This window comes from Phenylobacterium sp. (genome assembly GCF_030646615.1).
Taxonomy (GTDB): domain Bacteria; phylum Pseudomonadota; class Alphaproteobacteria; order Caulobacterales; family Caulobacteraceae; genus Phenylobacterium.
The window spans coordinates 1-26,347 of record NZ_JAUSLG010000030.1 but is presented as its reverse complement, the minus strand read 5'-3'; the positions used below and the strand labels follow the sequence as shown (position 1 = coordinate 26,347).

Annotated in this window: 26 protein-coding genes and 1 tRNA gene; 7 read left to right on the top strand and 20 right to left on the bottom strand. The window is 68.9% G+C overall.

What is annotated here, in order from left to right:
- The 3 genes from Q7S93_RS05115 to dapF all read right to left on the bottom strand — a co-directional run.
- Nucleotides 1–1,198: acetate--CoA ligase (locus Q7S93_RS05115; protein ID WP_304712660.1), on the bottom strand; the 1,198-nt coding region annotated here is incomplete at its 3' end.
- Nucleotides 1,199–1,513: 315 nt separating this feature from the next.
- Nucleotides 1,514–2,863: a tRNA (N(6)-L-threonylcarbamoyladenosine(37)-C(2))-methylthiotransferase MtaB gene (mtaB, locus tag Q7S93_RS05110; RefSeq protein WP_370652074.1), complete on the bottom strand. Its 1,350-nt coding sequence runs from the start codon at nt 2,861–2,863 to the stop codon at nt 1,514–1,516.
- On the bottom strand, nt 2,791–3,621 hold the full coding sequence (gene dapF, locus Q7S93_RS05105; protein WP_304712656.1) for a diaminopimelate epimerase: 831 nt from the start codon (nt 3,619–3,621) through the stop codon (nt 2,791–2,793). The genes mtaB and dapF overlap by 73 nt, the downstream gene beginning before the upstream one ends.
- A 94-nt stretch (nt 3,622–3,715) precedes the next feature.
- Here dapF and Q7S93_RS05100 point away from each other — a divergent pair, with 94 nt between their 5' ends.
- From Q7S93_RS05100 to Q7S93_RS05080, 5 genes are all read left to right on the top strand, one after another.
- Complete coding sequence (locus Q7S93_RS05100; RefSeq protein WP_304712655.1) at nt 3,716–5,833, top strand: prolyl oligopeptidase family serine peptidase; 2,118 nt, start codon at nt 3,716–3,718, stop codon at nt 5,831–5,833.
- 89 nt (nt 5,834–5,922) lie between these two features.
- Nucleotides 5,923–6,012: transfer RNA gene (locus Q7S93_RS05095), tRNA-Ser, on the top strand.
- 170 nt (nt 6,013–6,182) lie between these two features.
- Entirely contained in the window at nt 6,183–6,965 is a 783-nt protein-coding gene (locus Q7S93_RS05090; RefSeq protein ID WP_304712654.1) for a toll/interleukin-1 receptor domain-containing protein, read from the top strand.
- Nucleotides 6,966–7,304: 339 nt separating this feature from the next.
- On the top strand, nt 7,305–7,544 hold the full coding sequence (locus Q7S93_RS05085) for a hypothetical protein (RefSeq protein ID WP_304712653.1): 240 nt from the start codon (nt 7,305–7,307) through the stop codon (nt 7,542–7,544).
- A 260-nt stretch (nt 7,545–7,804) separates the two neighbouring features.
- Nucleotides 7,805–9,532, top strand: a complete 1,728-nt coding sequence (locus Q7S93_RS05080; protein WP_304712652.1) for a hypothetical protein — start codon at nt 7,805–7,807, stop codon at nt 9,530–9,532.
- A 24-nt stretch (nt 9,533–9,556) separates the two neighbouring features.
- Here Q7S93_RS05080 and Q7S93_RS05075 read toward each other — a convergent pair whose 3' ends face one another.
- From Q7S93_RS05075 to Q7S93_RS05040, 8 genes are all read right to left on the bottom strand, one after another.
- The gene (locus Q7S93_RS05075; protein WP_304712651.1) at nt 9,557–10,633 is read right to left on the bottom strand and encodes a protein-glutamate methylesterase/protein-glutamine glutaminase; all 1,077 of its coding nucleotides are present in this window, start codon (nt 10,631–10,633) and stop codon (nt 9,557–9,559) included.
- A gap of 8 nt (nt 10,634–10,641) precedes the next feature.
- Nucleotides 10,642–11,499: a CheR family methyltransferase gene (locus Q7S93_RS05070; protein ID WP_304712650.1), complete on the bottom strand. Its 858-nt coding sequence runs from the start codon at nt 11,497–11,499 to the stop codon at nt 10,642–10,644.
- 28 nt (nt 11,500–11,527) lie between these two features.
- Nucleotides 11,528–12,013, bottom strand: a complete 486-nt coding sequence (locus tag Q7S93_RS05065; protein WP_304712649.1) for a chemotaxis protein CheW — start codon at nt 12,011–12,013, stop codon at nt 11,528–11,530.
- A complete protein-coding gene (locus Q7S93_RS05060) occupies nt 12,013–13,830 on the bottom strand; it encodes a methyl-accepting chemotaxis protein (protein ID WP_304712648.1) in 1,818 nt (605 codons plus the stop codon). Before Q7S93_RS05060 ends, Q7S93_RS05065 begins: the two co-directional genes overlap by 1 nt.
- A 93-nt stretch (nt 13,831–13,923) precedes the next feature.
- Nucleotides 13,924–14,445, bottom strand: a complete 522-nt coding sequence (locus Q7S93_RS05055; RefSeq protein WP_304712647.1) for a chemotaxis protein CheW — start codon at nt 14,443–14,445, stop codon at nt 13,924–13,926.
- On the bottom strand, nt 14,442–16,436 hold the full coding sequence (locus Q7S93_RS05050; RefSeq protein ID WP_304712646.1) for a chemotaxis protein CheA: 1,995 nt from the start codon (nt 16,434–16,436) through the stop codon (nt 14,442–14,444). The genes Q7S93_RS05055 and Q7S93_RS05050 overlap by 4 nt, the downstream gene beginning before the upstream one ends.
- Nucleotides 16,433–16,801 carry a response regulator gene (locus Q7S93_RS05045; RefSeq protein ID WP_304712645.1) on the bottom strand — a complete coding sequence of 123 codons (369 nt, stop codon included), beginning with the start codon at nt 16,799–16,801 and terminating at the stop codon, nt 16,433–16,435. Before Q7S93_RS05045 ends, Q7S93_RS05050 begins: the two co-directional genes overlap by 4 nt.
- On the bottom strand, nt 16,798–17,088 hold the full coding sequence (locus Q7S93_RS05040) for an STAS domain-containing protein (RefSeq protein ID WP_304712644.1): 291 nt from the start codon (nt 17,086–17,088) through the stop codon (nt 16,798–16,800). Before Q7S93_RS05040 ends, Q7S93_RS05045 begins: the two co-directional genes overlap by 4 nt.
- A 224-nt stretch (nt 17,089–17,312) precedes the next feature.
- Here Q7S93_RS05040 and Q7S93_RS05035 point away from each other — a divergent pair, with 224 nt between their 5' ends.
- A complete protein-coding gene (locus tag Q7S93_RS05035) occupies nt 17,313–19,172 on the top strand; it encodes a PAS domain-containing hybrid sensor histidine kinase/response regulator (RefSeq protein ID WP_370652073.1) in 1,860 nt (619 codons plus the stop codon).
- 33 nt (nt 19,173–19,205) lie between these two features.
- Here the strand turns inward: Q7S93_RS05035 and Q7S93_RS05030 are convergent, their stop codons facing one another.
- Genes Q7S93_RS05030 through timA form a run of 4 tightly spaced genes read right to left on the bottom strand, consistent with a single transcriptional unit; the run spans nt 19,206 to nt 21,845 of the window.
- Nucleotides 19,206–19,529 (bottom strand): polyhydroxyalkanoic acid system family protein, encoded by a 324-nt coding sequence (locus tag Q7S93_RS05030; RefSeq protein WP_304712643.1) that lies wholly within the window; start codon nt 19,527–19,529, stop codon nt 19,206–19,208.
- Nucleotides 19,530–19,582: 53 nt separating this feature from the next.
- Nucleotides 19,583–20,134, bottom strand: a complete 552-nt coding sequence (locus Q7S93_RS05025) for a Smr/MutS family protein (protein ID WP_304712642.1) — start codon at nt 20,132–20,134, stop codon at nt 19,583–19,585.
- Complete coding sequence (locus Q7S93_RS05020; RefSeq protein WP_304712658.1) at nt 20,131–21,216, bottom strand: MltA domain-containing protein; 1,086 nt, start codon at nt 21,214–21,216, stop codon at nt 20,131–20,133. Before Q7S93_RS05020 ends, Q7S93_RS05025 begins: the two co-directional genes overlap by 4 nt.
- A gap of 8 nt (nt 21,217–21,224) precedes the next feature.
- Nucleotides 21,225–21,845, bottom strand: coding sequence for a TIM44-related membrane protein TimA (gene timA / locus Q7S93_RS05015; protein WP_304712641.1), 621 nt, complete (start codon nt 21,843–21,845; stop codon nt 21,225–21,227).
- A gap of 207 nt (nt 21,846–22,052) precedes the next feature.
- Between timA and secB the strand changes: the two genes are divergently transcribed.
- On the top strand, nt 22,053–22,568 hold the full coding sequence (gene secB, locus Q7S93_RS05010; protein ID WP_304712640.1) for a protein-export chaperone SecB: 516 nt from the start codon (nt 22,053–22,055) through the stop codon (nt 22,566–22,568).
- A gap of 47 nt (nt 22,569–22,615) precedes the next feature.
- Here secB and dnaQ read toward each other — a convergent pair whose 3' ends face one another.
- From dnaQ to Q7S93_RS04985, 5 genes are read right to left on the bottom strand one after another with little or no spacing between them, the layout of a single operon-like run.
- A complete protein-coding gene (gene dnaQ / locus Q7S93_RS05005; RefSeq protein ID WP_304712639.1) occupies nt 22,616–23,320 on the bottom strand; it encodes a DNA polymerase III subunit epsilon in 705 nt (234 codons plus the stop codon).
- A 6-nt stretch (nt 23,321–23,326) separates the two neighbouring features.
- Nucleotides 23,327–23,977: a dephospho-CoA kinase gene (gene coaE, locus Q7S93_RS05000; protein ID WP_304712638.1), complete on the bottom strand. Its 651-nt coding sequence runs from the start codon at nt 23,975–23,977 to the stop codon at nt 23,327–23,329.
- A gap of 6 nt (nt 23,978–23,983) precedes the next feature.
- Nucleotides 23,984–24,850 carry a shikimate dehydrogenase gene (aroE, locus tag Q7S93_RS04995; protein ID WP_304712637.1) on the bottom strand — a complete coding sequence of 289 codons (867 nt, stop codon included), beginning with the start codon at nt 24,848–24,850 and terminating at the stop codon, nt 23,984–23,986.
- Nucleotides 24,847–25,440, bottom strand: coding sequence for a Maf family protein (locus Q7S93_RS04990; RefSeq protein WP_304712636.1), 594 nt, complete (start codon nt 25,438–25,440; stop codon nt 24,847–24,849). The genes aroE and Q7S93_RS04990 overlap by 4 nt, the downstream gene beginning before the upstream one ends.
- Complete coding sequence (locus Q7S93_RS04985; protein ID WP_370652072.1) at nt 25,437–26,294, bottom strand: pyruvate, water dikinase regulatory protein; 858 nt, start codon at nt 26,292–26,294, stop codon at nt 25,437–25,439. Before Q7S93_RS04985 ends, Q7S93_RS04990 begins: the two co-directional genes overlap by 4 nt.
- Nucleotides 26,295–26,347 lie beyond the last annotated feature (53 nt).

The following is a 26,347-nucleotide window of genomic DNA, read 5'->3' as shown; positions in this document are numbered from 1 at the left end:
CGCCGGTCTCGGTCTGCCAATAGGTGTCCACCACCGGGCAACGGCCGTCGCCCACCACCCGGTGATACCAGAGCCAGGCCTCGGGATTGATCGGCTCGCCCACCGTGCCCAGCAGGCGCAGGGACTTGCGGCTGGCCTTTTTCACCGGCTCGTCCCCGTCGCGCATCAGGGCGCGGATGGCGGTCGGCGCGGTGTAGAAGATCTCTACCTTGTGCTTGTCCACCACCTGCCAGAAGCGGGAATTGTCCGGATAGGTGGGCACGCCCTCGAACATCACCGTGGTCGCCGCATTGGCCAGGGGCCCATAGACCACATAGGAGTGGCCGGTGACCCAACCCACATCGGCGGTGCACCAGAAGACCTCGCCGGGGCGATAGTCGAACACCAGCTCATGGGTGTGGGCCGCCCAGGTGAGGTAGCCGCCGGTGGTGTGCAGCACCCCCTTGGGTTTCCCCGTCGAACCCGAGGTGTAGAGGATGAACAGCGGATCCTCGGCGTTCATCGGTTCGGGCGGGCAGTCGGCCGAAACCTCGCCCTTCAGGTCCGAATAGAAGGCGTCCCGACCCTCGACCATGTTCACCGCGGCCTTGGTGCGCCGCACGACGATGACGTCGGTGACGTCCGGGCAGGACTTCAGCGCCGCATCCACATTGGCCTTGAGCGGCACGGTCCTGCCGCCGCGCATCCCCTCATCGGCGGTGATGACGATGCGGGAATCGCAATCCTGGATGCGCCCGGCCAGGCTGTCGGGGGAGAAGCCGCCGAACACCACCGAATGCACCGCCCCGATCCGCGAACAGGCCAGCATGGCTACGGCCGCGGCCGGGATCATCGGGAGATAGATGGTGACCCGATCGCCCTTCTTGACCCCCTTGGACTTCAGCACATTGGCCATGCGGCACACCTGCTCGTGCAGCTGGGCGTAGGTCAGGGTGCTGTGGATCTCCGGGTCGTCGCTCTCCCAGATGATGGCCACCTGGTCGGCGCGCTCCGGCAGGTGCCGGTCGATGCAGTTGACGCTGACATTCAGCTCGCCATCGGCGAACCACTTGATGCGGAAGTCAGACGCCGCGAACGAGACATCCTTCACCTGGGTGAAGGGTCTGGACCAGTCCAGGCGGCTCCCGACCTCACGCCAATAGCCCTCGGGGTCCTGCTCGGCCCGCCGCCAGGCGGCCTCATAGGCGGCCGCGTCCATGTGGGTGCGCTTGGCCCAGGCCTCGGGAACCGGAAAAATCTCGCCATCACTCACGGCGCTACTCCCTCATTCGACTTTGGCGCGGAGTATGCGGAGTGAGGGGCCTGTGGCAACCGTCCAGCCTAACCTTGGAGTGCGCAGCAGCGGGCGCAGGGCCCAGGGTGACGGCGTAGGGGTTGAGGGCTGGGCGACCGGCCGCCCCACGCGCCGCAGGCTCGAGGAGAGAAAACCACGAAGGACACAAAGCTCACCAAGGTCCCGCAGGCGCCTTCGTGTCCTTTGTGCTCTTCGTGGTTGATCCTTGGCGCTGCGCGCCTATTCCGCCGCCGCCAGGACGGGGACGACCGCCTGGGCCTTGCCGCCTGAGTGGCCGGTGATGTGCAAGGGCGCGATCTGGCCGACGGGGGCCTCGCCCTCGAAGGCGATTTCGGTGAAGTCGGGGGCGCGGGCGACGCCGGGTCGCTCGATCAGGGCGTCGACCGTGCGGCCGACCTGGGCCTCGAGGTGGCGTGTGAGCGCCGCCTCGCCCGCCGCCCGCAAGGCCGCGGCCCGGGCCTTGACCTGCGCCCGCGGCAGCTGCGGCATCCTTGCCGCCGGCGTGCCGGGCCGGGGGCTGAACGGGAAGACGTGCAGGTAGGAGAGCCCCGCCGCCTCCACCAGGGCCAGGGTATTGGCGAACATGTCGTCGGTCTCGGTGGGGAAGCCCGCGATCAGGTCGGCGCCGAAGGCCACGTCGGGACGCACGGCGCGGACCTTGGCCACCAGGGCCAGGGCGTCGGCCCGGCTGTGGCGGCGCTTCATGCGCTTGAGGATCATGTCGTCCCCGGCTTGCAGGGACAGGTGCAGATAGGGCGCCAGCCGCAGCTCATTGGCGAACAGGGCCAGCAGATCATCGTCGATCTCGGCCGCATCGATGGAGGACAGGCGCAGGCGCGGCAGTTCCGGAACCAGTTTCAGGATCCGCCCGACCAGTTGGCCAAGGCTCGGCTGGCCCGGCAGGTCGGCGCCCCAGCTGGTGACATCCACCCCGGTGAGCACCACCTCGGCATAGCCCTCGGCGGCCAGGCGGCGGACCTGCTCCACCACCTCGCCCGCCGGCGCCGAGCGGGAATTGCCGCGGCCGAAGGGGATGATGCAGAAGGTGCAGCGGTGGTCGCAGCCATTCTGGACCTCCACATAGGCCCGCGCCCGCTCCTTCAGGCCGTCGATCAGATGGCCGGCGGTCTCGCGCACGCTCATGATGTCATTGACCCGCACGCGGCCGTCGGCCGGCCGGTCGAGATAGGCCCCGGCCGCGCTCTTTTCCGCATTGCCCAAGACCAGATCGACCTCGTCCATGGCCGCAAAGGCGCCCGGATCGATCTGGGCTGCGCAGCCGGTGACGATCACCCGGGCGCCGGGCCGCTCGCGCCGCGCCTTGCGGATCGCCTGGCGGGCCTGGCGCACGGCCTCGTTCGTCACCGCGCAGGTGTTGAAGACGATGGCGTCGGTCAGCCCGTCCTCGGCGGCCCTGGCCCGGATGACCTCGCTCTCATAGGCGTTCAGCCGGCAGCCGAAGGTGACGATGTCCACGCCGGGCGTGGTCTTAGCCGTCACGGCAGGGTTCCGGCGAAGTCGAGGCTGGCTGGTCCGGTCATGATCACGTGGTTGTCGGCCGCCCGCCATTCGATGGTCAGGTCGCCCCCGTCCAGCTCCAGCCGGGCCGCCCGATCGGTGAGCCCCCGCCGGGCGCAGGCCACCAGGGCCGCGCAGGCGCCGGTGCCGCAGGCCTGCGTCAGGCCCGCCCCCCGCTCCCAGACCCGCAGGCGGATATGGTCGCGGGCCTTGACCTGGGCGAAGCCCACATTGACCCCTTGGGGGAACAGCCGGTGATGCTCGATCATCGGGCCGACCTCGGCCACCGGGGCGGCGTCGATATCGTCCACGAAGAAGACCACATGGGGATTGCCCATTGAGACGGCGCCGGGCGTATGCAGCAGGGGCGCATCGATCGGGCCGACCTGCAGCTCGATGCCCCGGGTGTCCATGGGCTCGTCCAGGGGGATGTCGGTCCAGTCGAGGCCGGGCTCGCCCATGTCGACGCTGACCAGGCCATCGCCGGCCCGGGTGGTGCGCAGCAGGCGGCCCCCCACCTCCAGCACGGCGGTGTCGCGGCCGGCGGCCTCCATCACCAGCCAGCCGACGCAGCGCGAGCCGTTGCCGCAGGCGCCGATCTCTTCGCCGTCGGCGTTCCAGAACCTGACCCGCACATCGGCCTCGCCCGCCGCCGGCTCCAGGGAGATCAACTGGTCGCAGCCGATCCCGCGCTCGCGGTCGGCGATGGCGCGCACCTCTTCAGCGCTCGGCGAGAAGGGGGTCTCGCGGGCCTCGACCACGACAAAGTCGTTGCCGAGCCCGTTCATCTTCAGGAACGGACGGCTCATGGCGCGCGACATATAGGATAGAAGCCTCACCAAATCATCCCACCTGACGCGGGAGGGGAAGACAGATCCGCCCCGAGGCCTCTAGAAAAGGGGCATGAACGCCCTGCGCCCCGCCCTGCCCGCCGCCTTAGTCGCCGCCCTGCTTCTCCCCGCCGCCGCCCTGGCCCAGCCCGCCACCGGGTCGGCCAGCCCGCCCCGGGCCGATGCGCCAGACCCCTTTCTGTGGCTGGAAGAGGTGGACGGCGCCCGGGCCATGACCTGGGTCGAGGGCCAGAACGCCCGGGCCAAGGCGCGGCTGGAGGGCGACGCCCGCTACGAGACCCTGCTCGCCGAGGCCCGGGCCATCTTCACCGCCCAGGATCGCATCGCCACCCCGAGCTTCCGGGCGGGCGGGGTGGACAATCTCTGGCAGGACGACACCAATCCCCATGGCCTGTGGCGCCATGCGAGCCTGGAGTCCTACGCCGCCGGCGCGCCGGACTGGACGACGATCCTCGACATGGACGCCCTGGCGAAATCTGAAGGCCGCAACTGGTTCTTCCACGGGGCGACCTGCCTCAAGCCCGCCGAGGCCCTCTGCCTGGTGGAGCTGTCGGACGGGGGCGGCGACGCCGTCGAGATCCGCGAGTTCGACACCACGACCCGGGCCTTCGTCTCCGGCGGCTTCACGTCCCCTGAGGGCAAGCAGAGCGCCACCTGGCTCGACGCCGACACCCTGCTGGTGGCCCGCGAATGGGTTCCCGGCGAGGTGACGGAGTCCGGCTACCCCTATGTGCTGAAGTCGCTGGCCCGGGACGGGACCGCTGTCGAACTCTATCGCGGCCAGCCCACCGACGTGTCGGTCTCCCCCATCGTCCTGCGGGGCGAGGGCGGCCGGGCCGATGCGGTGATCGCCGTGCGCGGGATCACCTTCTACGAAAGCGACTTCATGCTGCTGGGCGAGGGCGCGCCCGCCCGCCTGCCCCTGCCGAAAAAGGCCGAGTACGAGGCCTATGTGAGCGGCCAGGCGATCTTCTCCCTGCAGGAGGCCCATGGCGACCTGCCCCAGGGCGCCCTGGTGAGCTTCGACCTCGCCGCGCTGAAGGCCGATCCGGCCGCCGCCACGGCCCAGCTGATCTTCGCGCCGGGTCCCCGCCAGGCCGTCCAGCAGGCAGGCGCCACCGACGGCCGGCTGGTCGTGGCCCTGCTGGAGGACGTCAAGGGCGCGGTGGACGCCTGGGCCTTCGACGGCGGCGCCTGGACCTCGACCCGCCTGCCCCTCCCCGCCGACGCCAACATCACCCTGACCGACCTCGCCTCCACCACCGACGCCCTGTTCGCCAAGGTCGAGGGCTTCCTCGAGCCCACCAGCCTGTGGCTGGCCGACGCCGGGGCCGCCAGCGCCCGCCAGGTCGCCGCCCTCCCCGACCGGTTCGATCCGGCCACCCACCTGGTGGAGCAGCACTGGGCGACCTCCAGCGACGGCGCGCAGATCCCCTATTTCGTGGTCCGCCCCAAGGGCCCAGCCCTGGACGGCCAGATCCCCACCCTGATGTACGGCTATGGGGGCTTTGAGGTCGCCAAGCCGCCGATCTACATGCCCGAGGCCGGCAAGCTGTGGATGGCGAGAGGCGGCGCCTATGTGATCGCCAATATCCGCGGCGGCGGCGAGTTCGGCCCGGCCTGGCACCAGTCGGTGCTGCGGGAGAACCGCCAGCTGGCCTTCGACGACTTCGCCGCCGTGGCCCGGGACCTGTTCGCCCGAAAGATCACCTCGCCCCGGCGATTGGGGATTTATGGCCGCTCCAACGGCGGGGTGCTGACCAGCGTGTCGATGACCCAGCATCCGGAGCTGTGGAACGCCGTGGTGATCGAGAGCCCGCTGATCGACATGCTGCGCTATCACCGGCTGCCGGCCGGGGCCTCCTGGGTCGGCGAGTATGGCGACCCCGAAGTGGCCGAAGACCGCGCCTTCATCGCCCGCTATTCGGCCTATCAGAACCTGAAGCCTGATACCGACTATCCCGAGGCCTATATCACCACCAACACCCGCGACGACCGGGTCCATCCCGGCCACGCCCGCAAGTTTGCGGCGGCCCTGGAGGCGCTGGATGTCCCCTACATCTATTACGAGCCCGCCGCCGGCGGCCACGCCAACGACGCCGACCCCCAGCTCAACGCCGCCCGCTGGGCGCGGCACTATGTCTATCTGATGCAGCGGCTGATGGACTGACCATCCGCCGCTTGCACAGCCCGCGCGACCTGAGTAGGTTCCGCGCCTCGCTCAGCGGGCCTGCTCGACCAGGCCCCCGACTGGCCCTAGGAGAGGTGGCTGAGTGGTCGAAAGCACCGCACTCGAAATGCGGCGTGCCTTTACGGGCACCGTGGGTTCGAATCCCACCCTCTCCGCCAGAGCCGATGCGCCCCTGAAAACAAATGCGGCCGGGTTAAGTCGCCTGCCTTGTCTCGCGGAGAGTGGGGTTCTTGTCGCCTTGGGGGCTCAAAGTCTCCGCTAGTTGGGGCTAGGGTGTAATGGCGCGGGTTGGTTTAGACCTTTGAACCGCTTAGCACACGAGGGGCATATGATCTTCCTGAGCCACACCCATGCCGATAAGCCGGTAGTGGAGCCCGTCGCCTTGCAGCTGGCCTCGATCTTCGGCCAGGATGAAGTTTTCTACGACTCATGGTCGATCCGTCCCGGCGACGGAATTATCGACCGCATGAACCACGGGATGACCTCTCCCGAGTTCGTCTTCTTTTTCGTCTCGGCTAAGAGCCTCGCCAGCGAAATGGCAAAGCTGGAATGGCAGAACGCGCTCTATCAAGCGACCAAAGGCAAGACGCGGCTGATCCCGGTTAGGGTGGATGGAGCGCCGATGCCGGCGATCCTTTCCCAGACTGTCTACATCGACATGTTCGCGAACGGGATCGACGCGGCGATCCGGCAAATCGTGAGCCTAGTCCAGGGAAACGCCAGCTTCACGCCCGCGCATGAAGCGTTCTCGAATCTCACCTGGACCGTAGACGGCGATCCTTCATCGCAGCTTGCCGTCACAATCAAGGCGTCGCACCTGCTGGAACCGAATCCGAGCTTCGCCTTCCTCGTCGCCAACCGGATTGAAGAGGTTCATTGCTGGATAAGGGGCGCACCAGCTGTTCGATCTGGCCCGAACGAAAACACCACGCTACCTGATGGTCGGCAGGCGGGGATCATCCTCTGCGCACCCTTCTCAGGGGCCCTCACGCCGCAAATCCCTATTGCCTTCACTCTTGCACCCAAGCCTGGCGCCACACCGGTGGCGTTGATCGAGGTGATGCACCAAGCGGCCGAGCGCGAGTATAAAACAATCCCGCGAGCGACTTAGCACTGGGAAGCAGGCTCGCGTCTAAGGTGTCGTGAGGTATTTGGGAAGAACGAAAGGCACCAGCCCACGCCGGACCAGGCAAGGGTCGCGGAAATGGGGACACACAACACTTCCCGACGGATAGTGGTGCATGACCCCTCCCTTGGAACCCGCAACCTATGCCGACCCCCACGGAACAGAGGCCCGCCGGCCCCTCCGCCCAGGGGTCGACCACCGCCGCGGCCTCGCTCGCGCAGGTCTGGGCGGTCGATATGCCCATCGACCTCGCACAGGTGTTTCCCAGGGGCTCCGGCCCCATTCCGGCGGGGGTGGGGACGAGCGATCAGTCCGGGCCTTGTGATGTGGTGGGCGGCGCGCGGCGGGTTCACCGGTCCCCTGGCGGCCCTGACCACGGCGGCCTTCGGCGAATGGACCTTCGTCGAGACCGCGCCGGATCGGGCGGAGATCACCTGGCGCTACGCCTTCACACCTCGCTCAGCCCTGATGGCCGCGCCCCTCTCCCTGCTGATCGCGCTCTTCTGGCGGACCTATATGCGCCGGGGGATCGAGAACGTCCGGCGCCTGGCCGAGGCGGGCTGAGGCCTCACCGCCACGCCTCCGTCGCCCTCGGACTTGATCCGAGGGCCCATGCACACTTCCGTTCGTCGGTGTTCATGGATGACCCGGTCAAGCCGGGTCATGACGGTGTGGGAGGTACGCCGCCGCGCCTTCGTGTCCTTGGCTCGCCTTCGCGCTCCTTCGTGACCCTTCTTCCTGTCTCGCCCCTCGGACCCCCAGACTTAACTGTAGATTCGGACTTCCATGCCCATGATCGGGGTCTTGGTTGTCGGGGTCTTCGCGTGCGAGCAGCTGTCCTTTCCGCCGTGGCCGCCGGCCCGGAGCCTGACCTCTTCATCGCCCAGCTGGAGCAGGCGCGGGCGCAGATCGAGACGCGGTTCGCCAGCGCCGGCGAGCAGCTGGCCCAGTCCCTTGAGGTGGTCAGCGGCCTGATCGGCGGCCTGGACACCCTGCGTCAGGCGCTGAGTTCGGACTCCGTCTCGCGCACCACCGAAGACCTGCAGCAGACCGCGCAGGCCCTTAACGGCCTGCCGACGGTCCAGGCCGAACGGCTGGGCCAGCTCGACCAGTTGCAGCAGGCCAGCGGCCGCCTGCGCAGCCATGTGGACGACATGCGCCAGCTCCTCCGCTACCTGCGGGTCTTCGCCCTCAATGTGAAGATCACCGCCAGCACGACCACCAACAGCTGGCAGGAATTCGCCGGCTTCGCCGAGGCCATGTGCGAACAGATCGACATGGGCGGCGGGCTGCTGAGGGAATTTGCCGAGACCCTGGACACCCTGACGGTTCAGCTCGACGGCGCCCTGACGTTCGAGCAGGCGCTGACGGAGCAGTACCGCACCCTGCTGCCGGCCGTACCCCACCGCCTGGCCACCAACGCCTCGGCCATCGGCGTGCATCACGCCAAGATCGCCGAGGTCGCCGCCTCGGTCACCGCCGTGGCCCGCGACATCCAGAACAAGGTCGCCGGCGCCCTCATGGCCCTGCAGATCGGCGACATCACCCGCCAGCGGATCGAGCATGTCCAGTTCGGCCTCGGCGTCATCCGCGACCTCGACGCCGCCGGCCTGTCCGCCGAGGCCCGCGACCGGCTGGAGCGCCGCATCCTGCACATGCTGGCCGAGCAGGCGGCCGACACCGCGGCCGACTTCCAGGCCGAGGCCCTGAAGGTCGCCCAGAACCTGGCCGGCCTCGCCCACGACACCGACAAGATCACCGTCTTCCACACCCTGATGAACGCCGATGGCGATGGCGAGGGCCTGCGCGACCTGGAGGTCAGCGTCAGCCAGGCCCGCGGCCTGGTGGGCGATGTTCAGGCGGCCACCGCCAACGCCAGCCAGATCGCCCATGACACGGTGGAGACCATCACCATCCTCGAACAGCGGGTGGACGTCATCCACCTCGTCAAGCGCGACATCCAGCAGATGGCGATCAACTCCAGCCTGCGATGCGGCCGGCTCGGCGAGATCGGCAAGCCGCTGAACGTCATCGCCCTGGAGCTGACCAACCATGCCGGTCGGCTTGAAGAGGCGGCCGACCGCACCCTGGAGTCCCTCGCCGCCCTGGCCGGCGTCGCCGCGGGCATGGAGCCGGACGCCGCAGCCCAGGGCGGCGGCGACGCCATGGCCGCCCGTCTGGACGGCGCGGCGGGCCAGCTGCGCGCCGCCGCCGACATCGTCGAACGGGACCTGGCGGGCATGTCCGACCAGAGCGAGCTGGCGGCCCGGGCCCTGGGCGCGGCGGCCGACCATCTCGGCCGGCAGGGCGCCCTGGGCGACGCCGTCCAGGCGACGGCCCTGGCCCTGGCGCAGGCGGCCGGGCCGGTGGTCGAGGAGATTGACGACATCCAGGACGAGGTCGCCGCGGCCATGGCGACCATCGGCGCCCGCTACACCATGGCGCGGGAGCGGACGATCCACGCCCTGCACGCGCCGCAGGCTCCGGAAGACGCCCTGGCGGTCGCGCCGGCGCTCAATGACGACGCCCTGCTGGAGGACGCCCTCTTCTGAGGAACGTCACTGGCGCGGGCCCGCTCAGCGCGCGGCGTCGACGGCCATGATTTCCCGGGCGATCTGCTCCAGGGCCAGGACCTTCTGGGCGGCGCCGCGGCCGATGGCCTCCTTGGGCATGCCGAACACGATCGAGCTCGCCTCGTCCTGGGCCACGGTGACGGCGCCGGCCTCTTTCATCTCCAGCAGGCCGCGGGCGCCGTCATCGCCCATGCCGGTCATGATCACGCCCATGGCGTTGGCCCCGGCCGCCCGGGCGGCGGAGCGGAACAGCACGTCCACCGACGGACGGTGGCGCGACACCGGCGGGCCTGTGCGCACCGAGACGTGATAGCGCGCGCCCCGGCGCTCCAGCATCATGTGCCGGTCGCCCGGCGCGATCAGGACGTGGCCGCGGAGCACCGGGTCGCCGTCCTGCGCCTCCTTGACCTCCACCTCGCACAGGGTGTTCAGGCGCTTGGCGAAGGCGGCGGTGAAGCTTTCGGGCATGTGCTGCACCACGATGATGCCCGGCGCATTGGCCGGCAGCACTTCAAGCACGGTTCGCAGGGCCTCGGTGCCGCCGGTGGAGGCGCCCAGGCAGGCGACCATCTCGGTGGTGTGGGCCATGGCCCGCGGCCGCGGCGGCGGCAACATGGCGTCGGCCGTCAGCTTCTGGGCCGGATCGGTGGAGGACCGCGCCGAGCGTCGGGCGCCCAGCCTGGCCTTGGCCGCCGCCTTGACCACGTCGCAGATCCGGTCGGCCTGCTCGGCCAGGAAGTCGGCGGCGCCGATCCTCGGCTTCAGGATGACATCGACCGCCCCGGCGTCGAGGGCCTGCATGAGGGTTTCGGAGCCGGCCTCGGTCAGGGACGAGCACATCACCACCGGAATCGGCCGCTGGGACATGAGCTTGCGCAGGAAGGTGATGCCGTCCATCCGCGGCATTTCCACGTCCAGGGTGATGACGTCGGGGATCTCTTCCTGGATGCGGCGCGCGGCGACGAAGGGGTCCGACGCGACGCCGATCACCTCGATGTCCGGATCAGCCGAAAGGATGGAGACCAGCGTCTGGCGCACGCTGGCCGAGTCGTCGATGACGAGAACCCGGACCTTGGACATGGGGCGCCTCAGTGCTTCCGGAATACGGTGTTGGCGGCGGCGGCCACCGGCAGATCGACGCCGGTGATGCTCTCGGAATGGCCGATGAAGAGATAGCCGCCCGGGCGCAGATGCTTGCACAGGCGCTGCAGGACCTTGGCCTGGGTCGCCTTGTCGAAATAGATCATGACATTGCGGCACATGATGATGTCGAAGGGCTCGCCCACGGCGTAGGCCTGGTCCATCAGGTTGAGCCGGCCCAGGGTCAGCCGGGCCCTCAGGCTGGGATGGATGCGGATGTCGCGGCGCCGGGGATCCTTCGGCGTCATCACGAAGCGCCGGCGCAGGTCGGCCGGCACGGGATCGACCATTTCGGCGGGATAGACGCCGCGCTGGGCGGTCGCCAGCACCTCGGTGCTGAGATCGGTGGCGAGGATGGCGAAGTCGGGGCCGCCGGTCCGGTCGAGGTGGTCCTGCATGACCATGGCCATGGTGTAGGGCTCGGCGCCCGTCGAGCAGGCGGCGCTCCAGGCGCGGATCTTTCGCCGACCGGCCGCCGCCAGCTCCGGCAGGGCCGTCTGCGCCATGAATTCGAAATGGCGCGGCTCGCGGAAGAAGTCGGTCTTGTTGGTGGTGACGACGTCGATCAGATGGATCGTCTCGGACTCGAGCCCGTCGTCATTGAACAGATAGTCGCAATAGCTGTCGAAGGTCGGTCGGCCGGTGATGCGGAGGCGCCGACGAAGCCGTCCTTCCAGCATGGTGCGCTTGGAGGACGGCATCTTGATGCCGCTGTAGTCATAGATGAAGCGGGCCAGGCGTTCGAAATTCCGGGCGCTCAGATGGTCCTCGATGGACGCGCTGTCTTGTCGGGCGGCGGCGGACACTGGAATTCTTCCTTTGGGCCGTCGCGGCTCAGGCCGCGTGGCCGATATCGGCGGTGGCGAGGGCGGCGGCTTCGTTGGACGACAGGAGCCGGGCGAGATCGACCAGCACCACGAAGCCGTCCTCGCGACGCACCACGCCGGAGATGTATTCCGATCTCCACCGGACGCCGATGTCCGGCGCCGTCTCGATCTGGTCGCGCCCGAAGGGCGCGACCTCAAACACACGATCGGTGACCAGGCCGAGACTCAGGACGCGGTCCTCCAGCGGAATGTCCACCACGAGGATGCGGGTATTGTCCGTCGGCTTGGCCGGGGCCATGCCCAGACGCATCCGCAGATCCATCGTCGGCACGCCGCGGCCCCGCACATCGGTCAGGCCCAGGAGATAGGCCGGCCCATTGGGGATCTTGAACGGGGCCTGGTAGTCCAGGATCTCCCGCACCAGGGTCACCGGGGCGGCGAAGACCTCGTCGCCCAGGCTGAAGGTGACGTACTGAGTCTCGTCGGCGGCCATCAGGCGGACTCCCGGAAGTCGAGGTCCTCGGCGTCCTGCCCGCCGACCGCCATGTCCAGGGCGAAGCCCTTGGCCCGGGCCTGCTGCTGCAGGACGGCGGGCTTGCGGGACGGCGCCGCGGCCGCCTTGGCCTTGGGCTTGGCCGGCGCGAAGCTGGCCGGGGCCTTGGCGGGCTTGGCCGCCGCACGGGCCGGCGCGCGTCCGCCGGCGGTGTCGGTGCGGAAGAAGGCGATGGAGGTCTGCAGCTCCTCGGCCTGGGCGGCCAGTTCCTCGGAGGTGGCCGACATCTGTTCAGACGCGCCGGCGTTCTGCTGCGTCACCTTGTCGAGCTGCTGGATGGCCTCGTTGATCTGGCTGGCGCCGATGTCCTGCTCGCGGCAGGCGGCGCTGATCTCGGAGACCAGTTCGGCGGTCTTGCGGATGTCCGGCACCAGGCGCTGCAGCATCTCGCCCGCTTCCTGAGCCGCCTTCACCGTGTCGCCGGAGACGGCGCCGATTTCGGCCGCCGCGGTCTGGCTGCGCTCGGCCAGCTTGCGGACTTCCGAGGCGACGACGGCGAAGCCCTTGCCGTGCTCGCCGGCCCGGGCGGCTTCCACCGCCGCGTTCAGGGCCAGCAGGTCGGTCTGGCGGGCGATCTCCTGCACGATGCCGATCTTCTCGGCGATGGTGCGCATGGCGTCGACGGCGCGGTTGACCGCCTCGCCGCTGGCCTCGGCGTCCTTGGACGACTGGCGAGAGATCTTCTCGGTCTGGGCGGCGTTGTCGGCGTTCTGCTTGATGTTGGCGGCCATCTCTTCCATCGAGGCCGAGGCCTGTTCGGCGGCGGCGGCCTGTTCGGTGGCGCCCTGGCTCATCTGTTCGGACGTGGCCGACAGTTCCTGGCTGCCCGACGAGACATTGTCGGCGGCCGACAGGGCGTCGCTGACCACCCCACGCAGGCGCTCGACCATGGACTCCAGCGACATGCCCAGGACATCCTTGTCCGACAGCGGCTTGGGCTGGACCGTCAGGTCGCCATTGGCGATCTCGTCAGCCATGGCGGCGGTGGCCCGCAGATTGGCCGTCATCCGATTGACCGTGTCGATCAGATCCTTGATCTCATCGTTCGTCGTCACGGCCACCTCCTGGTTGAGGTCTCCGATGGCGACCGCGTCGATGGCCGTGGAAACCTTGCGCAGGCCCATGGTGACCGTCCGCGAGATCCACAGGGCCGCGACAATGCCAATGACCAGGCCGGCGACGACCAGGCCGATGAACAGGCTCCGGGCTTCGGCGAACACCTTGTCCCCTTCGGCGCTGGCGGCGGCGGCGCCTTCGGTGTTCAGGTTCACCAGCTTCACCAGGTCGGCCGACATGTCGTTGTACAGGGCCCTATTGTCCTGCAGGGCTTGAGCGGCCGCCTCATTCTGGTTGGCTCGGGACAGGATCAACATCTGCTCCCCGGAGCGCAGGTAGTTATCGTACTGTCCCGCGAACTTGTCGTAGAGCGCCCGTTCCGTATCGGACGAGATCAGGGGTTCGTACTTGGCGCGGGCGTTCTTGATCGTATCGAGAGTGGCGGCGATGTCCTCTTCGTACGCCGCCATGCGGGCGGGATCGGTCGAGGTGATGTGGCCGTACTGTTGAACCCGCAGGTCCGAGGCGGCCGTATTGATCGTGTGAATAGTGTCGAGGCTCGGCAGCCAATTTTGAGTGATGATCGTCGACTGGTGATTGACGTCGCCCATCCTGACGATCCCGACGACGCCGAGGATCAGGGATATGGCCAGGACTGCGGCGAAGGCGCCGGCCAGTTTTATCTTAATCGTCGCACGCATTTCATAGCCCCTCTGGCTGATATCGGGCCGGTTCCCGGGAACCCCGTCCTGCCGTCTTGAGCAGGACTGGTGATTTTTCCCCGCGGCGGCCGGTCAATGGCGGGTGGCGGACGCGACCGGCTGGCGGGCGTCCTGCTGTTGGTTGAAGATGGTCTGGAGGTCGGGAACGACGATGAATTCGCCGTCCCGCTTGACCAGGCATTGGATGAATTCGGGCCGCCAGCGCATGCCGACGCTGGGCGGCGCCTCGGCGTCGGCGCGGGCCAGGGTGGTGACCTCGTGGACCTTGTCGGTGCGCAGGCCGACCAGGGTCGGCTCGCCGGACAATGCGATCTCGATGACGACGATGCGGCTGTCGATCGTCGGCGCGCCCCGCTCCAGGTCGAAGGCGACCCGCAGATCGGCCAGCGGAATGACCTTGCCGCGGAAGTTGATCACGGCCCCGGCGAAGTCCCCGGCGCCGGGCACCAGGGTCTCGGGCGCCAGGTCCATGATCTCCTGCACGGCGACGGCGTGAAGGGCGAAAAGTTCGCCGTTCAGCTCGAAGGTCAGGACCTCGACCTGTTCGGCGCCGGTCCAGCCGGGGGCGGCGACGACGTCGCTCTGGATGCTCATATGGCCTCGCGCATCTGCGCCTCCTGCTGCTGGCCCTTGGCGACCAGGTGCCCGACGTCCAGGATCAGGGCCACGCCGCCATCGCCGAGGATGGTGGCGCCCGAGAAGGTCGGCAGGCCGGAATGGAGCTTGGACATCGACTTGATGACCGTCTGGTGGTCGCCGATGATCTGGTCGACGACCAGGCCGATCCGCTCGGTCCCGGTCGAGACGACGACGACCTTCTGGTGCAGCTCGGGTGGGGTGCCGGTCTCGAACATCTCGCGCAGGCGCAGATAGGGCACCAGGCTGTTGCGCAGGGAGATGAAGCTGCGGCCGCGGGACCGCAGGTCCTCGTCCAGCGACAGTTCCAGGCATTCCTCGACGGCGCCGAGGGGGATGACGTAGCGGCCCTGTCCGACGCGGACCAGCAGGCCGTCGATGATGGCCAGGGTCAGCGGAATGCGCAGCGACACCTCCGACCCCTCGCCGGGGCGGCTGGCGATATCGATGGAGCCGCGCAGCGCCTCAATGGTGCGTTTGACCACATCCATGCCGACGCCGCGGCCCGACAGATTGGTCACCGCCGCCGCCGTGGAGAAGCCGGGGTGGAAGATCATCTGCAGCAGGTCATGGTCGCTGAGCACGGCGCCGGGTTCGATCAGACCCTGCGATTCCGCCTTGGCGCGGACGCGGTCGCGGTCGATGCCCCGGCCGTCGTCGCGGATGGTGATGACCACCTCGCCCCCCGACTGGTGCGCCGACAGGATGTTGTTCCCGGCCGCCGGCTTGCCGGCGGCGGCGCGACCCTCGGCCGTTTCCAGACCGTGGTCGGCGGCGTTGCGGACCAGGTGGACCAGGGGATCGGCCAGGCGCTCGATGACCGTCTTGTCGATCTCGGTGGTCTCGCCGTCCATGGACAGGTCGATGGCCTTGCCGGTCTCCCGGGCCAGGTCGTGGACCAGGCGGCGGAAGCGGCCGAACAGGGTCGAGACCGGCACCATGCGCAGCACCATCATGGTGTCGCGCAGCTCGCCGGAGAGGCGCTCGATCTCCTCCGACACCGCCCGCAGGTTCGCGTCGGCGCCGCTGTTGGCGATCTGGGTCAGGCGGGACTGGGCGATGACCAGCTCACCCACCCGGTCCATCAGTTCGTCCAGCCGATCGGCCGGCACGCGGACGCTTTCCACGGCCCGCGCGCGGCCCCCGTCGGGGGTCTCCGTGACGGCGACGGCCGGCGGGGCGCTCAAGGCGGGGGGCGCAGACGGGGCGGCTGGGGCGGCCTCAGCGCGTACAGCCCCGACGGGCTGGGCTTCGGCGACGGCGGCCGTCTCGATGGCCTCGATCTGCAGGCTCATATCGTCCATCACGAAGATGAAGACGTCTTCGATGGCCTGGCGCGGCTGGTCGCTCGTGAGCACCACCGTCCAGCGCAGATGGCAGTTGGTGGGATCGAGCATGTCCAGGGGCGGGATCTGGCTGGTGTCGACCACCACCTCCGCCTCGCCCAACTCGCGCAGCTCGGCCAGCAGGGCCAGCGGATTGGAGCCGTTTCGGAAGGCGTTTTCCGGCAGGTCGAAGATGATCCGCCAGGTGGTCATGGCCGGGGCGTCCTCGGCCGGGCCGAGCGCGCCGTCGGCGGCGCTGACCGCCCGCTCGAGATCGGCCAGCAGGATGTCGCCGGCCGCCCCATGGTCGCCCTTGGGATCTTCCATCAGCCGGCGCATGTGGTCGCGGGCCGCCAGCACGGCGGACACCAGGTCCGTCGTGGCGGCGACCTCGCCCTTGCGGACCCGGTCGAACGCCGTCTCGCAATGGTGGGTGAAGGCCGCCAGGGCGTCGAAGCCGAACATGGCGCCCGAGCCCTTCAGCGTGTGAAGGCCGCGGAACACCGCGTCGATCAGGGCGCGGTCGCCGGGCGCCGCCATCAGGTCGAGCAGGCCCTGCTCAATGATTTCGAGGGTTTCGCGCGCTTCGACCTGGAAGACGGCGATGGCTTCATGCTGGCTCATCGTCCGAGCACCTTCTTGGCGAGCCTGACGAGGGTGTCGGGGTCGAATGGCTTGGTCAGCCAGCCGGTGGCGCCGGCGGCCTTGGCCCGTTCCTTCATCCCCGCGTCGGATTCGGTGGTCAGGAAGACGATGGGGACGCCCATGAGACTCGGCAGCTTCCGCATCTCTTCGATCATGGTCAGGCCGTCCATCACCGGCATGTTGAGGTCGGTGATGATCAGGTCGAAGGCGGCGGCCCGGGCCTTTTCAATACCTTCGGCGCCATTGGCGGCCTCGGTTACGGCGTAGCCGGCATTGCCCAGGGCGATCTTGATGGCGACCCGAATGCTGGGCGAGTCGTCGACGGTCAGGATGGAAGCTGTCACGACATGTTTTCCTGATGAAACCAGAAGCGAAGGTCTTCTGCGGAGGCGCCGGTGATGAAGCCGCCGTCGCGGAGGACATTTCGGAAGTGTTCGGCGGGGCGCTCCAGCACCAGCGTCTTGCCGCCGCTTTCGGCGAAACGTCTGGCTGATTCGATCAGCTGGACACCGCAGAGATCGACGGGCGTCGCCTCGGCGATATCGAGGCGGAGCCGGTCATTTCTGCTGAAAGCCTCAAGTATCAAGTCCCGCCACGCCGCCACGTTTTTCACGACAACGTCGTCGAGCACCAAGCGCTCACCCATGGATCTTCATAGCCCCCATTGAACTCGGCGATGGATAAGCTCGAGTTCTGTCGTGAGCCGAAGATCGGGTTAAAATAGTTAACAGACAGGTAATGATTGGTGCGACAGTGCGTCACTGTCCTCGACGCCGGGTCTTGTTTACTCAAATACGTAGTAAACGGTTCGTTAACTGAACATTAGAGTGGATACCTGGGGCATGGTGTGCGGACATGTCTTTCCAAATGGCGTGGGGCGAGGCGGCGTTGATCGATTTTCACTTTTCTAGATTTGCGGAGTCCTGGCTATACTCTGTATGGCTGCTCGACACGGGTGGCCATACCTTGGCCATGAACCGCGCCGCCCGGGCGCTACTGGGCGAGCGGGAGGTGCTCGGGCGGTCCTGGCGAGACGTATGGCCAGACGACATGCACATCGCCGTCGACCGCGCCCTGGTCGCGGCCCGCGGGGGCGAGGCCTTCCCGTTTCGCATCCGCCTGGCGGAGTCGGACTCCGCCGGACGCTATCTGAAGGTGACGGTGACGCCGGTGAAGGGCGATGACGGCGAAGTCCTGCGCCTTCTGGCCATGGCGGAAGACGTGACCGCCCAGGTCGAGTCCACGGCCTTCCTGAACACCGTCATCGATGTCCTGCCCCTGGCGCTGACGGTCAAGGATGTCCGCACCGGCCGCATCGTGCTCGGCAATCGCGCGGCGGAGGACCTGTTTGACCGGCCAGACGGTCTGGTAGGGCTGCGTCCGGAGGAGGCTCTACCGGCCTGCCTCGCCGGGGACGACTCGACCAGCGCCCGGGCGCCGGCGACCTATCGCGAAGACACCGCCCAGGGGGTGCGCTTCCTGGCCGAGCGCCGCGTGGCGACCTATGACGACGAGGGCGCCCGCCACATCATCAGCCTGACCAACGACGTCACCCAGCACCATCTCGACGCCGACGCCCTGCGCCGGGCGCTCGAAGAGACCGAACAGGCCAGCCGCACCAAGTCCGCCCTGCTGGCCAATCTCAGCCACGAGATCCGCACCCCCCTGAACGGCATGATGGCCAGCGTCGATCTGCTGGCGGCCCGAGGAGGTGATTCGGCCCAGGCCGAACTCCTTGAGATCATCCGGTCCTCGGCCCGCGCCCTGGAGCAGCGATTCGAGGAGCTGCTCGCCGCCTCCCAGACCGATGCGGCCGCCGTCCCGCTGCGGTCGGAGCCGTTCGAGGTGGCGGGGCTGGTCCAGGGGCTGGTCCAGGACATGCGGCTGAAGGCCGAGGCCCGGGGGCTGGGCCTGCAGATCGAGATCGACCCGGCCCTGGAGCCCCGCCTGCTGGGCGATGTCGGCCGCCTGCGCCAGGCGCTGGGCCCACTGCTCGACAACGCCGTCAAATTCACCGAGGTCGGCGGCGTCACCCTGTCGGTGGCGCGCCGGCCCGATGGCCGCGTGCGCTTCAGCTTCGCCGATACGGGCGTCGGCTTCGATCCCGCCGAGAAGGCCCGTCTGTTCGGCAGTTTCAGCCAGCAGGATTTTGGCCTGACACGGCGCTTCGGCGGCCTGGGCCTGGGACTGACCACGGCCCGGCGGCTGGTGGAGCTCATGGGCGGCGAGATCGACGCCGCCCCCCGCCCCGCCGGCGGCTCGATCTTCTGGGCGGACCTGCCGCTGCTCGCCGCGCCGGCGCCGGCGGTCGCCCCCGATGAGGTCGCCACCGCGGACGAGCGCCCCCTGCGCATTCTGGTGGCCGACGACCATCCTACCAACCGCCGGGTGCTGGAGCTGATGCTGGCCGACGTGGCCGAGGTCATCAGCGTCAATGACGGAAAGGCGGCGGTGGACCAGGTTGAGGCTGCCCGTTTCGACCTGGTGCTGATGGACATCCAGATGCCGGTGATGGACGGCATCACGGCGGTTTCCCTCATCCGGGCCGTGGAGGCGGCGCGGGCGACGGTGCGGATCCCGATCATCATGCTGACGGCCAATATCCACGAGCCCTATGTGAGCGCGAGCCGGGCGGCCGGCGCCGACCGGCATATCGGCAAGCCCTTCACCGCCAATATCCTGTTCAGCGCCATCGAGAGCGTCCTGACCCATTGAGGCGGACTCTCGTCCCGGCGTGATGCGTCTTACCTAGGGCTTGGGCGGCGGCGACTTGTTCTCCAGCAGGATCTGGCCCTGCTTCTGCACCCGGCCCTTGATCTTGCCGGCCATCAGGGCGAGCACATTGGGCAGGTTGATCTTCATCCGCACGGCTTGCGGCAGCACCTCCAGGTCGCCGCTGATGGTCTGGCCCATGACGGTGGCGGAAAAGGCCATGGTGTCGCCGGTCCATTGGCGGGTGAGCTTGGCGCTCTCGCCGAACTGGCTGACGATCTTGTCGAACCCCTCTTCCAGCCGCTGGCGGGCCTCGGCGGGGCCGAGGCTATGGGGGAGGTCGATGGTGATCGGTTTCATGGGCGGGCCTTGCTGAACTCAGGCGCCATTAACGCATGAGGGCCGCGGGTCGGTCACCCCCGGGCCTTGCGCTTCAGCGCCACATAGAGGGCGCCGCCGCCCCCGTGGCGGCGATGGGCCTCGGAAATGCCGGCCACCATGGACCGCAGGTGCGGCGCGGCCAGCCATTCCGGCGCAGCCCGGCGCAGGGCGCCGTCGCCGCGGCTCCCCTTGCCGGTGATCACCAGCACCGAGCGATGCCCCTCGTCCCAGGCCCGGTGGAGAAAGGCTTCGAGCGCGCTGCGGGCGGCGTCATAGGTCAGGCCGTGCAGGTCCAGGCGCGCGGCGATCGGGTCCCGCTCACGCACGATCCGGTGGTGACGATTGGGCTCGATCAGCTCCGGCCCCGGCCAGGGGGTCGGGACCTTGGGCTTGGGGGGCACGGCCGGGGCCTGACCCGGCGCCTGCCGCGCCCGGGCCTTGGCGATCGGCAGGTCTTCGGCCGGCAAGGGGTCTAGCGGCGGCTTGTCCGCAGGCAGCGGCGTCGCCCGGCCGGGCAGGGGATGAACCGTGGCCGCCACCACCGACCAGAGCTTCTGCTCGTCAGGTCGGAGCGGCCGCTTCATGGGGTCGGGTCGGGACCCACCCGGGGGACCAGGCGAACCATCCGCAGGGTATGGCGCACCCGGCCGGCCTCGACGCCGGCCTCTGGCCCTGACCCCAGATAGAGGTCGGCGCGCACCTGGCCCTTGATCGCGCCCCCGGTGTCCAGGGCCATGGCCAGGTTGCGATAGGTGGGAAAGGCGCCCGTCAGGATCGGCGCCTCGGCGTCGATCCAGAACAGCTGGCCCAGCTGGTGGCGGGTCAGGTCCACGGCGATGGCGTGGTCCGGCGGCAGGGGCACGCCCGCCGCGCCCACCGGATGCAGGCCGTCATCGGCCTCGAACCGGAACCAGACATAGCGGCGGTTGAGCTGCATGATGGCGTCGGCCTGCGGTCCCCGATGCTCGGCCAGCCAGGCGCGGATCGCCTCGCCGGAGGTGTTGTCGGCCGGCAGGAGCCCACGGTCGCGCATGGGATTGGCGACGCCCGAAAAGGGCAGGTCGTTGTGGGCGGCGAACAGCACCTTGACGCGGGCCCCATCCGGGAAGGTCAGGACGCCGGAGCCCTGGATCTGCAGGAAGAACAGCTCCTCGGGCCGCATCCATGCGAGCACCTCGGTGGCCGGGGCGCGCTCGATCGTCGCCCGGTCCACGCGGCCCGACAGCTCGGCGTGGTTGGCGGGTTTGGGGCGCACCGGGGCGCTGTATTCGGCGTCCCGGGTCAGGCGGGCGGTGTATTCCGGCGCATAATAGGCGGTCAGCACCCCTTCGCCCGGCACGACCTGCAGGCGGAAATTGGCCTCGAAGAAGGCCTTGGCCACCGCCTGGTCCAGCTGGTCATAGGTCCGGGCCCGGCGGCAGATTTCGGCCTCGGCCGGGGCCTTGGCCACCGCGCAGGTAGCCCGATAGGCGGCGAAGGCCGCCGCATGATCGGCCTCCGCCCAGCCCCGCAGCTGCGAGAAGTCGCCGGGCGCATAGGCCGACGGGGATGGCGCTGGGGTCGAGGGCGAGCGGGGATCGGTCGGACTCGGAGCCTCCTGCGGCGCGCGCGCAGTGGCGCAGGCCGACAGGAGGAGGGCGCCGCACAAGGCGCCGACCAGACGCATATTCACGACTAGGCCTCCGCGGCGTCGACGTGAACGAGGGTCCAGTTGGGGTCGCGGCTCTTGAGGTTGCGGTCGAAGGTCCAGAGCTCGGCGGTGCGACGGTCGTCCACCGCCTCACCCAGGGCGTCCTTGGTGCGGCTGCGGATCTCGGCCAGGAAACGGACCGTGACGCGGGCGTGATCGCCGACCATCTCGGCCTTTTCCATATCGGCCCGGGGTCCGTGCAGGAATTCCACCGTCTCGGTGCGGCTCTCGGCGTCGCGGGCGGTGATCGCCGCCTCGAAGGAGGCGTAGACATCGTCGGACAGCAGGTTGCGCAGGGTGTCGCGATCGCCCTTGGCGAAGGCGTTGACCGTCAGCTCATAGGCCGACTTGGCACCCTGCAGGAAGTGGTTGAGATCGAAGGACGGGTCCCGGGCGCGGACGGCCGCGAGGCCGGAAAGCGCCACGCCGTCGGCCTCTTCCACCGGCTCCAGGGCCCGCTCGGGCGCCCGGTGGGCCGGATTGGCGGCCTCGGCCTGGGCCTGGTCCTCGGGTTGTCGGCCCACACGCCGGCCCAGCACCGAATAGAGCTGGTAAAGGACAATGGCCGCCAGGGCGGCGAAGATGATCAGCTCCAATAGGGGCAACGGGGCTCTCGTAGGCTTCAATGGGTCGGCGGGCCGGAAATCTGGCCCCTTCATCTCTATATAGTCTGCCTGAACGCCCGCGTCAGGAGCGACGTTGCATCAGGCAGGGCGCCATGTTAGCAGCCCGCGCCAGGAACGGGCGGGTTATTCCGGCTCTCAACGGCCCGCGCGTGCGCCGGCCCGGCAATTCCAGAACGGACAGATTTCATGACCGACACCGACGCGGCCGCCTCAGGCGCCCAGCCGAACGGCGCTGAAGCCTTTGTGCCCGGCGTGCGCATCCTGGCCCAGTTCATCCGCGACCTGTCGTTCGAAAACCCGCGGGCGCCCGACGCCCTGCGCGGAACAGGCCCCCAGCCGCAGATCGATCTGGGCGTGGAAATGAACGCCCGCGGCCGCGAGGATGGCCTGTTCGAGGTGGACCTGAAGCTCTCGGCCCGGGCGGCGCGGGACGATGGTCCGGTCTTCCATGTGGAGCTGGTCTATGGCGGCGTCTTCCAGATCAACGGCGTGGCGCCGGACGATCTGGAGCCGGTGCTGCTGGTGGAATGCCCGCGCTTCCTCTTCCCCTTCGCCCGCCGGGTGATCGCCGACGTGACCTCGGACGGCGGCTTCCCGCCCTTCCTGCTGGACCCGATCGACTTCGCCGGCGTCTATGCGACCCGCAAGGCCCAGGCCCAGGGCGCTGAGCTTTCCGAAGGTCCCGTGATCGGTAACGCCTGATCCGGATGGCCCTGAGGCCGGGCCGAGGCTGAAGCGCCGTCGGACCCTCAGAGCCCGTGCTTGCGCCACAGGTCTTCGGACTTCACCACCTCGCGCACGAAGGCGGCGTGCCGGTCGCGCTCATCGGGCGTGGAGCGCGCCGCCAGCGGCCGGGGCCTGGCCCCATAGCTCGCCGACCGCGCCGCGCCGACCGCCTGGGCGATGATCGCCGGCGCCAGCTCGAGCCGGCGTTCGCGGCCGCCCTTCAGCTCCAGATAGACATCAGCCAGCAGCCGGGCGTCGATCAGCGCCCCGTGCTTTTCCCGGTCGGCCAGGGAGATCTTGAACCGCCGGCACAGGGCGTCGAGCGAATTGGCCATGCCCGGAAACCGGGCGCGGGCCAGCACCAGGGTGTCCACCCAGCGATGCTCGATGATCTCCACCCGGCCGCACAGGCCAAGCTCGTGGTTCACGAAGGTGCGGTCGAAGGCGGCGTTGTGGGCGACGATCGGCGCATCGCCGACGAAGTCGAGGAAGGCGTCCACCACATCGGGGGTGTTGAACTTCGGCTTGCCCCGCAGGAAGTCGGCCGACAGGCCGTGGACCTTCTGGGCCTCGGGCGGCATGTCCCGTTCGGGGTCGATATAGCAGTGGAAGGTCTTGCCGGTGGGGACGAAGTCCTCGATCTCCAGGCAGGCCAGCTCCACCAGGCGGTGGCCTTCCCGGGGTTCAAAGCCGGTGGTTTCCGTATCCAGAACAATCTCACGCGCCATGCCGGTTCAATGCCCCGGTTTGGCCGAGTCTTCAACCGCGAGGTCCCCAATCGGGGCGTCTGGTCGCGGGACGTTTCGCAGCGCCTTGAGGATTTCCGTCACCTGGGCGCGGGCGTGATCCAGCCCCTGGCCGGTATCGACCACATAGTGGGCGCGGGTCCGCTTTTCGGCGTCGGCCATCTGCTGGGCCAGGATGGCGTCAAAGCGGTCGGGCGTCATGCCGGGCCTGGCCAGCACCCGCTCGCGCTGCATCCGGGCCGGCGCGCTGACCACCACCACGGCGTCCATCCGCGCATCGCCGCCGGTCTCATAGAGCAGGGGAATATCGAGCACGACCAGGTCGGCGCCCTTGGCCTCGGCTTCGGCGAAGAAGCCCAGGCGGTCCTGGCCCACCAGGGGATGGACGATGGCGTTCAGCCGCTTCAGCGCCTCAGGATCGCCCAGCACCCGCTGGCGTAAGAGCTCGCGATCCACCGCGCCCCCCTGGACCACGCCGGGAAAGGCCTCGCCCACGGGACCGACAGCGGCCCCGCCCACATCATAGAGATCATGTACGGCGGCGTCGGCGTCATAGACCGGCACGCCGTGCTCGCGGAACATGGCCGCGGTGGTGGATTTCCCCATGCCGATGGAGCCGGTCAGGCCGATGAGCCGCATGTCGTCTCAGATCCTCTCGCTGAGCCCCAGAGTCTTCAGCGCCAGGGCGCGCACGTCCACCCCCGACGGCGGGGAAACCCCGAAGAAGGCGGTGAAGGACGGGACCGCCTGACCGATCAGCATGGCCAGGCCATCGACGGTGCGTCGCCCCTCTGTCTCGGCCTGAGCCAGGAACGGGGTGCGCAGGGGCTTGTAGACCATGTCCATGACCACGCAGTCGGCTGGGGTGGCGGCCAGCGGGACATCAAGGCCGCCGTCACCCGACAGTCCCGCCGAGGTGGCGTTGATCACCGCCCCGGCCCCGGTGAAGGCCTGCTCCGCCTGGTGGAGGGCAAGCGGGCTCACCCGATCGCCCAGGCTGACGGCGATGGCCTCGGCCCGGGCCAGGGTCCGGTTGAGGATCCGCACCTCGCCCACGCCGGCCGCCAGGAAGGCAGCGGCTGCGCCGCGGGCCGCGCCGCCGGCGCCTAGGATCACCACAGGCGCCGCGGCCGGATCAAAGCCTGGCGCCTGCTGGGCGAAGGCCGCCAGCAGCCCAGTCCCATCGGTATTGTCGGCGAGGATGCGGCCGTCTTCCCGAAACAGCAGCAGATTGGCCGCGCCGGCGGCCTGGGCCGCGGCGCTGGGGGCGTCGGCCAGCGCCAGGGCCTCTTCCTTGAAGGGCAGGGTGACATTGAGACCGCAGACCGCCCCGCCGCGAAAGCCCTCCACCAGGGCCTTGAACCCCGTCGCCGGTGGGCTGAACGGCACATAGGCGGCGTCCAGGCCGGCGCCAGCAATCCAGGCGTTGTGGATCAGCGGGCTTAAGGAGTGGCGGACGGGCGCGCCGACCACCCCGGCCACCTTGCCCGCCCCCGTCAGACTCTGGCTCATGGGATCAGGGCTCCGCGCTGCCGAAGCTGGTCGAGCAGGCCGATCAAGGGCAGGCCGAGTATGGCGAAATAGTCCCCCTCAATCGCCGAGAACAGCTGGGCGCCGGGGCCCTCCAGCCGGTAGCAGCCCACCGAGCCCAGCAGGCCGTCACCCTCCAGGTCGAGATAGTGGTCGAGGAAGGCCTCGGAGAAGTCGCGCAGGGTGAGCGTGGCGCTGGCCGTCTCCGACCAGAGGATCTCGCCGTCCAGGGCGAGCGCCACGGCCGAGTGCAGGAAGTGCGGCTTACCGCGCAGGGCCAGCAGGCGAGCGCGGGCCTCGGCGCGATCGACGGCCTTGTCATAAAGGGCGCCATCGAACTCCAGGGTCTGGTCGGCGCCGATGACCAGGCCCTGATGGCCCGTGGACACGGTCATGGCCTTGATCTCGGCCAGGGCCAGGGCCACCGCCCTGGGACTGCCGCCGTCCCCCTGGATGCGGCTCTTGACCAGGTCCTCGTCGACGCCGGAGACGATCCTGTCGAAGGTCACGCCGGCCCCGGCCAGGACCTGGCTGCGGGCGGCGCTCTGGGAGGCGAGGATGACCCGGCTCATCCGAGGATATCCACCTGGCGCCCGGCGGTGAGCAGGTTCATGACGGCCGCCGCCGTCTCCTCCACCGAGCGGCGGGTGACGTCGATCACCGGCCAGCCCTGGCGCTCATAGAGCCGTCGGGCCAGGACGATCTCCTCGCGCACATTATCCACATCGATATAGGCCGAGGTCCGGTTTTCCTTCAGGCTGAGCAGCCGGTTGCGGCGAATCTGGATCAGCCGGTCGGGGGAAATGGTCAGCCCCACCACCAGGGTGTTCTTGAGCTGCAGCAGCTTGTCGGGGATCGGCCGCGACGGGACCAGGGGCACAGTGGCCGCCCGCACGCCCCGGTGGGCCAGATAGATGCAGGTGGGCGTCTTGGAGGTTCGCGACACGCCCACCAGGACCACGTCGGCCTGTTCCAGATCCTGCCCGCCCTGGCCGTCGTCATGGCCCATGGCGTAGTTCAGGGCTTCCATGCGGTTGAAATAGTCCGTGTCGAGCGTGTGCTGCGCCCCGACGCGGCTGGAGATCGGCGCGCCGAGATAGCGGGACATGGCTGCCACGACCGGATCCAGCGCGGCGATGCAGGGGATCTCGTGCCGTCGGCACCCTTCCTCCAGCGCTGAACGCAGCGCCGGGTCGATGATGGTGTGCATCACCACGCCAGGCGAGCCGGCGATTTCCTCCAGCGCGCGCTCCAGCTGACGGGCGGAGCGGACCAGGGCGTAGATGTGCTCGATCGGCAGGATATCGGTGAACCGCGCGCAGACGGCCCGGGCCATGGCGTTCAGCGTCTCGCCCGTGGAGTCGGACACGAGATGGATGTGAAAATAGGTCGCCAGGCGGGTGGTCGCGGTCATCACCTTATCCATAGGGCGCCGCGGGGCCCGGGACCAAGCCTGTGGATAGGCCGTTAACGAAGCCT